This window comes from Actinomycetota bacterium (genome assembly GCA_014360645.1).
GTDB lineage: Bacteria > Actinomycetota > Geothermincolia > Geothermincolales > RBG-13-55-18 > Solincola_B.
Window position 1 is genome coordinate 147195 of record JACIXD010000009.1, and the last position, 11283, is coordinate 158477.

The following is an 11283-nucleotide window of genomic DNA, read 5'->3' on the forward strand; positions in this document are numbered from 1 at the left end:
CCCCGGCTCCCCACCGCCTTTATCGATCATACCATCGATCTCCAGGACTGACATCAGACATGAGATCGAGCGACAGCCTCGCCTTTCATTCCGCCGCGATGCCGGAAATGCCCAATAACCTGTCCAACAGGTACTGTCCCGACTCTCCCTCCAGCACGTTGGGCTGGCAGCAATCGCAGATCCTGTAGGGGACCAGCTCCACCTGCGTGAGCAGGTCACCCTTCAGGCGGCAGCGGAGGAAGAACCCCTCGCGGGTGTATTTCGCCCACATCTGGTCGAAGACGAAGTTGCCTAGGGTGTAGGCGATGAGGCTCCCGTTGTAGTACTCGTACGGCTGGATGATGTGGGGATGACTGCCGATGACCATTTCCGCCCCTGCATCGCATGCCGTATGGGCAGCGGCGCGCATGGAAGAAGATGGTTGCTGCGTGTACTCCACGCTCCAGCGAAATCCCACCACGACGAAGTCCGCCTCTGCCTTGGCCCGCGCCACGGCCTCCTTCATCGCCGCCATGTCCCGGGGGTCGTCGGGGGCGTAGGGCTGCATGTCGAACCAGGCCACGCCCGGCCTTCCCTCCCCCGCGTTGATGCTGCCGGAGATGGCGTTGTAGGCGAGGAAGGCGAACCTTCGGCCCCCGTCTCCACGAACCTCGGGGCGTATGCCTGGCCGGAATCGCGGCCGCCGCCCCGCGGAGCGGTCAAGGAGGCCGGCGGCGGACGTCCAGGGCAGAAGAGCCCGGCGGAGCAGACCAATCTATACCGGAACGCGGTGGACCTGTAGAATACGATACATCGGAGGTGCGTCCCGGCATAGCCGGACGAGGTGAGGGGGTCTCGCGATCGCGTGAGCCGACCGGCAGCACAGCAACTCATCGCCAAGGTACCGTCACTCGCATCCATGTGCAGCGCCTCGAGAGCCCCGGATGACCGCGACGGGAGGTGGCCATGAAGGAATACGACGTGGTGGTGATCGGCGCCGGGTTCGGCGGGCCGGTGGCGGCCAAGAAATGCGCCGAGGCGGGGTTCAGGACCCTCATGCTGGAGAGATCCGCCCGGGTGGGCGAAAAGGTCATCTCCGGCCTCACCATACCCTTCTACGGCTTCCTCTTCGGGCCGGCCTTCATCCGGGACGGCAACCCGCCCATCGAGAGGCCGGTGGACGGCATCATCAACTACATCATCAAGGATATCGAGGCGGGCGACATCGAGATCGACGATTCCCTGCGCATCCCGCGTCCCCTTTCCCCCATCCTCGCCTTCGGCTACAACGCCTACTGCCGGCCCTTCTGCCAGTGGGAGGCGGAGAAGGCGGTGGAGTCCGGGGTGGAGCTGCGCACCTCCACCACCGTCGTCGAGCTGCTGAAGGAAGACGGGCGCGTGGTGGGGGTGAAAACGGACAAAGGAGAGGAGATACGGGCGCGGCTGGTCATCGACGGAGAGGGCTCCCAGGGCCTGCTGGCGGTGGGGGCGGGTATCCGCGAGAAATACCCGCCGGAGGTGATCTCCCTCGCCGACGTCTACGATTACGAGATGGCCAAGGAGGACGTGGACGAGGTGTTCGGGTACACCCTGCGCTTCTGCTGGGGTTGGGACGAGCAGAGGATCGCGCCGCCCCTGGGGCACGGAAACGGGCTCATGGTGTGGCCCTACCGCGAGAGCGTCCACTTCTGCCAGGACCAATGCCTGGCCATGGACGACGGGAAGGTGCCCAACCTGCGCAAGCTCTTCGAGGAATACCACCGCAACCTCACCTCCGGCCTGCCGTGGTGGAGAGAGGAGATCGCGCCCCGGGCGAGGCTGCGGGCGAGGGTGTTCGAGAACTTCGAGATCTTCGTGGGCCTGAACGAGAGGCTGCGCGCCATGCCCAACCACGCCGACGGCATCATCCTCATCGGCGACGCCGCGGGGCTGGAGAGCACCGAGCTCTGCGACGGCGTTCCGGCGGCCTGGTTCTCGGCGGACATCGCCGCCGACGTGGCCATCGAGGCGCTGCGGGCGGGGGACGTCTCCGCCTCTTTCCTCTCCCGCTACGACCAGCGCGTCCGCGCCCATCCCATCATCCAGTGGTCTATCACCGCCCCCCACCGCTACAACCTCCGCTTCGCGCAGGAGCATCACAGCCTGGAGGAGCTGCGCCGCTACGTGCACGACGGCTGGGGGCTGGGGGGATTCGCCTTCATGAGCTCGGCGCTGGTGAAGATGATCCTCCAGGCGATACGGGAGGACCCCATGATCATCACCTCCTGGCTGCGCATGTTCCCGCGCTACTACTACAACTGGCTCTACGAGAGGTACGACTACAGTGGGGGCAGAGGCGAGCCGGCGCGCGATCACTCGCGCGAGCCCAGGGTCGCCCAGGCGGTGCTGCGGGCGGGTTTTAAGCTCATGGATTCCGCCCTCGCCCTCGGCGCTCCCCTGGTGAAGGCCGCGGCGGGCCTGCTCGAGCCAGTTGCGCGTTTCGCCAACCCCGCCATGAAAGTTCTGCTCCCGGGCATCGAGGCCCTGATGCGGGGATGGAAGAAAGTGGAACCAGCGCTGGCTCCCCTGAGCGACAGGATGATCGATTTCGTGGGCCGGGCCGACCCGGCCGTGTTCGCGGCGCCGCGGAAGGGAGGCGGTTGAGATGGGAGTGTCGCTTGCGCTTTTTAGCCTCTCGCAGTCTTTCGCTCCGACGCGGAAAGGAGGTCGCTGAGATGACCAGGACCTACGAGGAGTTCCCGGGCGTGGAATGGGTGGAGGGCGCGGGCCAGTTCATCCGGGTCATCGAGGAGCGGTGCAGCGGTTGCGCCAACTGCGTCAAGGTATGCCTGGCTGACTGCTACGAGATCTCGGGAAAGAAGGCGCGCATCCGTGACCTGGACAGGTGCATGGAGTGCGCCTCCTGCTGGTACGTCTGCCCCGAGGACGCCATCGCCTTCTCCTGGCCGCCGGGGGGAACGGGGTTCCGCACCGACTGGGGGTAGGGCCATGGTGGGCGATCCGTGCCCTTGTCCTCATTGCCCGCGGGAGCGCCGCGCGCGCCCATCCCTTCATCATCCAAACTATTTCCGACCGGCGGAGGTGGAACATGCGCGACCTGCTCGCGAGCAGGGACATGGGGGAGTTCAGGAGAAAGGTGCGCGACCACTGGGGCATCGGCGCCTTCCGCTACCGCAACATGGGAGGGCCGGTGCTCAAGGCCTCCCTCGCCGCCCTCAAGGAGCGCCCCGCCGTGGTCGCGGAATGGGCGGAGATGTTCCGCCGCTACTACCGCAACTGGGAGGAGGGCCGCTTCGACCCGCTCTCCGTTTCCTGACCGGCCCGCGCCTGCCGGGATACCGCCGGGCCAGCCGGCGGCCGAGGTTATGAACCTGAAGCGGAGCCTGTAAACTGTGAGGTGAATACACGCCGCGACGTCATGGCGGCAGGGAACGGCGGACGGCCCGGATGAGAAAGAAGGTGGTGAAGATGGCGGACGTGCCGGCATACGAGGACTACCCCGTCAGCGAGGAGGAGATGGGGAAACGCTACCGCAACTGGACCGAGGCCCTGGCCCGGCAGGTGGTCACCCTCTACCGCATCGGCAAGGAAGTGGGCGGCGAGGCCTTCGTGGAGAGGTTGAAAGAGAAATACTACCAGGACGGCAAGAAGGGCGCCGCCATGTGGATGGCGCTCTCGGGGACCCGGCCGGAGGACTTCGCCGACTGCATGGGGCTGCCCAGGCTGCAGGACAAGATCGACGATACCTTTGCCAATTTTTGGGATGGTTATGTCGAACACACCCCGCAGGCCTTCGAGAAAGAGCTCAAGACCTGCCCGGTAGCCCGCATCTGGTCGCGGGAGCCCGACCTCTGCGAGGTGATGCTGGGGGCGTCGCTCAAGGGCATGCTAGAGGAACTCAACCCCAGGTTCAAGACCGAGGGGTTCTCGAAGCTGCTCACCAAGGGCGACCCCGTCTGCCGCTTCCGCGTGGAGCTGGAGGAATAGGCGATGGGGGAGGACAAGTCGACGGAGGAGTTCCTGGACCGCCTGGCGCAGAAGGCGGGGGATCACATGCAGGCCTACGGGAGCTGCGCGCAGGGGACCCTGCGCGCCCTGCAGGAGGAGTTCGGCCTGGGCAACGCCGAGGTCCTCAAGGCGGCCACGGCCATGCCTGGCGTCGCATTGCGGGGCGAGACCTGCGGCGCGGTGCTGGGAGCGATCATGGCGCTGGGCCTGGCCTTCGGGCGCGAGAAGCCGGATGAATACGAGGCTTTCATGCTCACCCAGCGGGCCGCGCACCGCCTCTGCCGCCACTTCGCGGAGGAGTTCGGCAGCTGCATGTGCTCGGACATCCACATGCGCCTCTTCGGACGCCGTTTCGACCTCACCGACCCCAGGGACATGGAGGCGTTCGCGGCCGCCGGCGCCTCCGAGCGATGCCGCAAGCCCGTGGGCTGGGCCGCGCGCGCGGCGGGGAGGATGATCCTGGAGGCCCGGCAATAGGAAGAGGCCTTGGGGACACCCGCGAATCGGCGGCAACGCCTCAGGCGGACACGGGGTTTTATCGATATCTTGGTATTGTTGCCTGTCTCCACCATCACTGGTATAGATCCGGCTTAGTGACCACATCATGGTCATGGAGAATGGCTATCTGTATTCCGAAGGCATCCTGCTCTCTATCCACCCGAGAAGCTCATCCGCGCATCTTACCAGGCTCTCGGCGTCGCTGCTTCTCGCCAACTTGACGTCATAATTTATATCCGTCTTCTTGCTGACTATACGCCTGAATATCAGTTCCGCCTCCTTAACGTCCTTGCCTTTTACCCTCTCCACTAGTAAGAAGGCGGCGTCTTCATGCTTCTTCCCTGAGGATATCTCTCCCGATACGGCTACGGTCAAAGCGTTGCAAGCATTGAAGGCGCGCTTGACCGCATTTGAGGCAGCGGAGTTGAAATTTCCTCTGTCCAGCTCAGGGTGCATAGTAACCCTGGCCTCGAGGGCTTGAAGGATCCTTATGCTCTATCGCTGTCCTTTATCCTCGAGAGATTGATATTCTGCCTGGATCTTATGGACAGGGAGTCCAGGGTAGAGATAGTAGCCGAGAAGCGCGGCAGGAAAGAAGATGGGATGTTGATATCCCATTACAATTCCATAATTGACCGGGGAACGCACTACGTTTCATCTGAACGTTTCTTTTCAAGAATAGCCGATTTTCAATTCCGCACTAAACTAGATAATGTAAACGGCTTGCAGCTTGCCGACCTATGTGCATACCCGCTTGCTAGGCATGTATTGAACCCCCTGGAACCCTATATCCCATTTAAGATCATCGAGAAGAAAATATACTGCGACAAGAGGGGGAACATCGACGGCTGGGGACTCAAAATCTTCCCATAAAACAAAAAGTCTTCTTTCGAAGACCTTTTGCCGACCGGGGACACCCCGATCCACTTATCAAATTACCCTGCGCCAGCTCTCATGTCAACGGCAATATATCGTGACCCGGTGACACCCGAATTCCGCAGTTCGAAGGCAAAAGCTTTTCTGAAAAGGGCATTGAGCAGCAAGAATGAATATGCAAGAGAAACGTGTAGTGCCTACGACGATATCTCGAAGAACCTGGGAGGCTTTTTTATCCCTAAACTCATCTTCTACAGTTGCATTTTTAGAATACCAGGTAAAGGGGCGTTTTTCAGCATGAAAAACGGGGCTTGGCACTACAGTTGCGCCATCCTCGCCGATGGCGGTACGGCCACGCCCGCGGCCTTGAAGACCTTGCCAGCTACTCCCTCGAGGGGGCTTCTCAGCAGCCATCTCTTCCCGCCGTCGGCCACCTCTATCTCGTAGACGGCCTCCAGGTCCTGCTTCAGTTGCCTCCACTCGCAGGGGAAGTCCACCCGTCTCTTCAGCTCGTGCATGATGAGAAGAGCCAGAAAGGAGCAGAAGACGTGGCCGGAGATGGTTGAATCGTACTTGTGGTAGATGGGCCGGGTGGCAAGCGTGTCCTTGGCCTCCCGGAAGACCCTCTCCACTCGCCACAGCTCTTTGTACTTGAGGGCTACTTCCTCGGCGGAGAGATCTGCTGTTGTCGTGAGTACCCAGCGGCCGTCGTAGCACTCCTCCGTCTTCACCCGCTCCCAGTCTATCTCCGGCTTTTGCCCCAGCTGGAGATAGCGTCGGTAGCCGGAGTTGCCGATGAGCGATGACGCTCCCCTCTTCAGCTTTTCCTGGAGGTCGGATACGATGGCCTCCCTGGCGGCGCGGTCGTGCACGGCCTCGGAGGGATTCACGCACACCACGTATCTCTTTCCCTCGTGGGCGACCTCTTTCACCTTGAGGTTACCCGATACCTCCCTGTACCTTCCCGCCCGGGAGAGGGCCTCGGCCATGGCCCGCTTCTCCAGGCGCATACCCGCCCCCAGGATGTAGGGGAAGCCCATATCGGTGAGCTTTTTAGCGTTCTGCGCCCCCACCATGCCGCGGTCGGCAACGATACAGATATCGGATACCCCGAAGCGCTCCCGCAAGGCGGCGGCCACGGGGAGAATAGTGGCGGCGTCGGCGGTGTTTCCGGGCCACATGGGACAGGATATCGGCCTCTCCGCCCCGTCCATGACCACCCCCACCACCATCCGGTTCTCATCCGGCCGCCGGTCCTTGGGATATCCCCTCTGCCCCAGGGCCTCTCCGCCCCGGCCCTCGAAGCAGAGGGAGGTGGTACAGAAGAAGACCACGGAGAGGGAGCAGAAAAGGTCGCGGTTGCGGAAGAAGAGTTCCTCCTCCATGCCCTCCCGGTTCTCCCCCGGCCAGGCCATGGCGCGGTAGAGGTGGTGCAGGGAGATTCCCTCCGCCTCGGAGATGCGGAAGTCTCTGGCCTGCCTCTCGGCAAACCTGTCCGATCCGGGGAAGAAGAGGCGGGCCAGGACCGCGGCGTAGACGGCCCGCTCCACGGAGAACGCGTACTTGCGCCCGGAAAGCAGCTTGGCTATTGCGGCGTCGCAGCCCAGCTCCGACCACAGCCTTGCGCAGACGAGGTCGGGGCCTATCTTCACGGCCTTCTTCGCCTCGAGCTTCCCCTCCCGGAAATCCTCCGTCACCCTGACTCTGTCGCTGAAGCGGGAGAGGGATTTCAATACCCCCTCTATCTGGCCGGATGCGGAAAGCTCTTCCTTTCTGCCCAGGGTGGCGATCACCCTCTGGCGTAATTTGGCCCCCTCGCGGTAGTTCTCCACCACCTGCAGGTAGGTGCGGCCCTGGACGGTCTTCTCTCGGATAAACATATCACTACCAAGAGACCACGCTATCGCCCCGTTATTATGCTTATTAGCCAAACTTCTTCCCCCTATCGTGGCGCTACATTTGAGCGCGTTTCGTAAGCCGGAATCCGTCTGCCTGGGCTTTTATGTTTGGAAATGGTCAAAATCGGGGGCCAACTGTAGAAGATGAGCTAAAATTCCTGTTATAGGTATATAAAAATCCTATCTCATATTATAGAGGAGCAGCGACAAGCTACCTTCTCGCACGAGCTAGTTATCCATTCTTTCTCTGCAAGCCAATGTCGTAGGCTCTGAGTCTTTCCTTCAAACCCGTTCCATCGATTAGGAGAAGATCGTTGCGGCCTCTGGCAAGATCCCATGATTCTCTAGAAAAATATCCTGAAGTGACCAAGATTACTTTGGTTATATTGGCAAGAGATTGTTTCACCCCGAGTAGCTCTCTGACATATCTATCTCCAACAGATCGTCCTGGATAGTGCTTGCACTGAATCGCAAGGTAATCCCAGCCAACATCTGTCTGTCGTTTAGCGTAGACATCTACACCTTTGTCTTTTGAAGCCGGAGTCAAGTCAACCGTGAATTTCATCTTCTCAAAGAGATGTGCAACAAGTTCCTCGAATTCCCTAGGGCTAAGCCCTTCAAGCTCCTTGCTAAGCTTTGCATCGATCTCAGTTTCTTCTCTTCTTGCGGCCTTCGCCTTCTCAAGACCAAAGAGGCTGAATAGCTCTTCTTCCGTTAATACCTTCTCCAGTTTAGTCTCGCTTAGATCATCGATAACTTCGTTGAATAATCTGCTCTTTTTCTTCAATAGATTCTCTATTCTCTCTTCAATGGTACCAGCGGTAAATAGCTTCGTCACGAAGACAGTCTTTTTTTGCCCTATCCTGTGAGCCCTATCCTCAGCCTGTATCGCAGTCGAAGGGTTCCACCATAGGTCGAAATGAAACACATAGTTGGCTTCAGTTATCGTCACCCCAACGCCACCAGCTTTTACAGAAGCTAGCAGCACTTTACTATCCTCGTGCTTAAATCCGTAGAGAACATCATCTCTCTGTCTATTAGATAGTGCTCCCGTAAACATTAGTGGATTGAATCGGCCCAGTTTTTCGTTAATATGCACCAGGCTCTTCTCTGGGTACTGCGAGAATACTATGGCCTTATCTCCCTGCTCGGTAATTTCCTCTAATCTTTCACTCAGGTATTCAAGTTTGCAGCTTTCTTTGGTTTCTATTTCTATATTACAGATTTGCTTTAGCTTAGTTATTAATGCAAGGACGTCTTTAACGGTAGCAGATGTTCCCATCTCGTCCAATTTAACAACACCTTCATTTTCTGCTCTTTCATACGCTTCTCTTTGAGCAGGCAATAGATCAAGCCATACATCCTCATATATCTTTGCGGGTAACTCGGGAAGTACATCTGCCTTTCTTCTTCTCAGGAAATATGGCTCGATGGTTTTCTTGACCCTTGTAGGCCATTTCGCGTCCTCATATTTCAATAGGCCCGGCTTGAGATAAGCAAATATTGCTATCAATTCCTTAAGCCGATTCTCCAAGGGAGTACCTGATAATCCCCAGCGCATTTGGGCCTTGATCATCCTTGCGGCTTTCGTCCTATTCGCTTCAGGATTCTTGATGGTTTGGATCTCATCCAAAATAGCAAGGTCAAATATTTTCCCTGCCCTGTCTCGTTCTTCTTCTCCATCAAGAGAGCCCGACAAGTCTTGCCTGAGCGTGTCATATGTACACAGGTAAACATGTGAGGGCAGACTCCATTCAACCTGCCTCTTTTCCGGTGGACCTTCAATCTTTCGCACACGCAGCTCTGGAGCCCAATCTGAAAATTTTCTCTCCCAGTCCGTGAGAACGGATTTCGGAGAGAGGACGAGTACTTTTGATATCTTGTTGACTTGAAAGAGACATCGAATGGCAACAATGGCTTGTATCGATTTGCCTAATCCCATTTCGTCGCCCAGCAAAGCATGTTCATGTTCGGTGAGCCATTTAACCCCATCAACTTGAAAGTTGAACAGACCTTTACCCGTCGGAAAGGCGAGTATGTTATCAAAGTCCACCCCAAGAGGTGGATGAAGCAAAGGGAGTATGAAATCAAAGATACCAAAGCGTGACGCAGCCTCTTTCAGCTCTCTTCTTTCTTCTTCTCTACAAATACTGCACCATCTCTTTTTCATCTCATGTATGCATATTTCATCGCTATCAACTAGCGTCATCCGGGCTTTCTTGTCGCCATCTTGGGTTTCATAAACCTTGCCTACTGGCCTCCCTTTATCATGCAGAAGAGGTATTGATACAATCTCAGCCGCCCCTATTTTTTGTGTGACATTCAGAATATCTAGAATCAACTCATCCTTCGTCATGGAGTGGGAGAACTCGGTGGCGCAGAATGGGCATTTGATATCTCGGGAATATGGCAATTGATCGATTCTGATATATCCGACTAGTACTTGTGCACAATCGACGTTTGGACAAGCCATAAGCACTTTAAAAAACGGAATGGCCTCAGCCTTGTATTTTAGGGGTTCAACGAGACACCTGATGTCGGTAATTGTAGGCTGCGGCAATGCATCGATTATTATATGTTCTGCTCGGGCACGCTCAAGGTCGAACTGCTCTATCTTGCTAATCAATGGCTTCTTGATAGGAAACACCTTATCAAGAATTCTGGGATGTATATTCTTTAAGGAGGTGCTGGATTTGCTGGCCATTATTGAAAACGCTGTTCCTTTTCCCTTAATACTTCTATTGCTCTCTCTATCCTTTCAAAGGGTTCTAAGAGATCGAGATGTGAGAAGACGCTTCCAATGAAATTCATCGACATTTCCTGGTCCTGCTCAAAATCAGGGTGTGGCGAACAAACAATGGGCTGGAACCTGCCCGTATTACAGGTAACCCGAAATCTGCTAAGCCCTTTCCCTGAACCATCTGCCTGTTCTACCTCGATCACCTCACCTGCCCTACCTATGAAAACCAATGGGTACGAGATATTCTCCCTTATTTTTAGAAGGTACTCTTTATTGACAATGATGAGGCTTGGCGTATTGCTAATTGATTGCAGCAGGGGAAGACCACAAAGTTCAACTCCGATATATGGCTCAAGCTTTTCTCCGTAGAGGGGTTTCTGAATGGCATTTGGCTTTACGGGTAACGTGCACCTGAATTCTGCAGGTATACCGCCCTTGTCGGTGACCAATAACGCACCTAGATACCCTCCGTCATCGGGTGCTGATAAGAGAGTAAGAAAGCCTATTAGTGATTTCCCGTCATCCACATCGTATGACATCGTCCACCTCCAAATAACACAATCCCGCTTGCGATAAGCTCTATATTCCCTTGCGTAAACAGCACCAGATTTACAGCAGCCTCAGCGTCTTTGCTGTGCCTTGTTTACTATTCTATAGGCATCTATGTCAGTAAGGTCCTTTGCGTTAGTTAAATCGTCAATGTAGTCGCTTTCCCTCTTAACAAAATGATCTTTTCTAGAAAGATATGCGGCAATCAGTATCTCTTCTAAATCAATATCGAGCACTTTGGACAGAGAGTGAGCAATCTCATATGTGGGAGTGCGGTCTCCTTTCTCAAGCGCATTTATGAGAGACTTAGAAGCTTTCACGCCCTCTCTATCTTGAAGAAGTCTTGAAACAGAACTCATCGAAAGCCCGAGCTCTTTCCTTTGTTTAGAAACAAGTTCAGAAAAGGATTTCATTTGCCCTCCTAGAAAGAGCATACAATACTTGTGGACATTTGTGAATCCTTCTTCAAGATTTACCCAGGGGTCGTTTCTTCGATCTTCGATCCCGGTAACTTACCAACTCTACCTTAGCCTACCGGGCAATAACCGCACCCTTCGACTGAAGACCATCCCATGACCCGAGACCGGACTGTCGCCAACCAAGAGTCAAAGCCTATTCGCTGAGCATAATCGCTTACTTCAGCCTCGTTCCGCACAGACGGCATTTTACATTTGCACTGGCCCTGTAGCAGTCCTTGCAGACGAAGTGGCCGTTGTCGCAGGTCTTACCTCCGAA

12 protein-coding genes are annotated in these 11283 nt (G+C 56.4%); 6 read left to right on the forward strand and 6 right to left on the reverse strand.

Annotation, left to right across the window (positions count from 1 at the left end):
- Nucleotides 1-85: 85 nt before the first annotated feature.
- A complete protein-coding gene (locus H5T74_09655; GenBank protein ID MBC7230638.1) occupies nucleotides 86-754 on the reverse strand; it encodes a CapA family protein in 669 nt (222 codons plus the stop codon).
- A gap of 191 nt (nucleotides 755-945) precedes the next feature.
- On the opposite strand from H5T74_09655, the gene H5T74_09660 reads away from it, so the two are divergent.
- From H5T74_09660 to H5T74_09680, 5 genes are all read left to right on the forward strand, one after another.
- Nucleotides 946-2622 carry an NAD(P)/FAD-dependent oxidoreductase gene (locus H5T74_09660; GenBank protein MBC7230639.1) on the forward strand — a complete coding sequence of 559 codons (1677 nt, stop codon included), beginning with the start codon at nucleotides 946-948 and terminating at the stop codon, nucleotides 2620-2622.
- 71 nt (nucleotides 2623-2693) lie between these two features.
- Nucleotides 2694-2963: a 4Fe-4S binding protein gene (locus H5T74_09665; GenBank protein MBC7230640.1), complete on the forward strand. Its 270-nt coding sequence runs from the start codon at nucleotides 2694-2696 to the stop codon at nucleotides 2961-2963.
- 104 nt (nucleotides 2964-3067) lie between these two features.
- The gene (locus tag H5T74_09670; protein MBC7230641.1) at nucleotides 3068-3295 is read left to right on the forward strand and encodes a hypothetical protein; all 228 of its coding nucleotides are present in this window, start codon (nucleotides 3068-3070) and stop codon (nucleotides 3293-3295) included.
- 131 nt (nucleotides 3296-3426) lie between these two features.
- Complete coding sequence (locus H5T74_09675; protein MBC7230642.1) at nucleotides 3427-3966, forward strand: hypothetical protein; 540 nt, start codon at nucleotides 3427-3429, stop codon at nucleotides 3964-3966.
- A 3-nt stretch (nucleotides 3967-3969) separates the two neighbouring features.
- A complete protein-coding gene (locus tag H5T74_09680) occupies nucleotides 3970-4464 on the forward strand; it encodes a C_GCAxxG_C_C family protein (protein ID MBC7230643.1) in 495 nt (164 codons plus the stop codon).
- 144 nt (nucleotides 4465-4608) lie between these two features.
- Here H5T74_09680 and H5T74_09685 read toward each other — a convergent pair whose 3' ends face one another.
- Complete coding sequence (locus H5T74_09685) at nucleotides 4609-4941, reverse strand: hypothetical protein (GenBank protein ID MBC7230644.1); 333 nt, start codon at nucleotides 4939-4941, stop codon at nucleotides 4609-4611.
- A 21-nt stretch (nucleotides 4942-4962) separates the two neighbouring features.
- Here H5T74_09685 and H5T74_09690 point away from each other — a divergent pair, with 21 nt between their 5' ends.
- The gene (locus H5T74_09690) at nucleotides 4963-5358 is read left to right on the forward strand and encodes a hypothetical protein (GenBank protein MBC7230645.1); all 396 of its coding nucleotides are present in this window, start codon (nucleotides 4963-4965) and stop codon (nucleotides 5356-5358) included.
- 320 nt (nucleotides 5359-5678) lie between these two features.
- On the opposite strand, the gene H5T74_09695 is transcribed toward H5T74_09690, so the two are convergent.
- The 4 genes from H5T74_09695 to H5T74_09710 form a co-directional block, all read right to left on the reverse strand.
- On the reverse strand, nucleotides 5679-7241 hold the full coding sequence (locus H5T74_09695) for a transposase (GenBank protein ID MBC7230646.1): 1563 nt from the start codon (nucleotides 7239-7241) through the stop codon (nucleotides 5679-5681).
- 250 nt (nucleotides 7242-7491) lie between these two features.
- Nucleotides 7492-9963 carry a restriction endonuclease gene (locus H5T74_09700; GenBank protein MBC7230647.1) on the reverse strand — a complete coding sequence of 824 codons (2472 nt, stop codon included), beginning with the start codon at nucleotides 9961-9963 and terminating at the stop codon, nucleotides 7492-7494.
- Nucleotides 9963-10538: a hypothetical protein gene (locus H5T74_09705; GenBank protein ID MBC7230648.1), complete on the reverse strand. Its 576-nt coding sequence runs from the start codon at nucleotides 10536-10538 to the stop codon at nucleotides 9963-9965. The genes H5T74_09700 and H5T74_09705 overlap by 1 nt, the downstream gene beginning before the upstream one ends.
- Before the next feature lie 81 nt (nucleotides 10539-10619).
- Complete coding sequence (locus tag H5T74_09710) at nucleotides 10620-10961, reverse strand: helix-turn-helix transcriptional regulator (GenBank protein ID MBC7230649.1); 342 nt, start codon at nucleotides 10959-10961, stop codon at nucleotides 10620-10622.
- Nucleotides 10962-11283 lie beyond the last annotated feature (322 nt).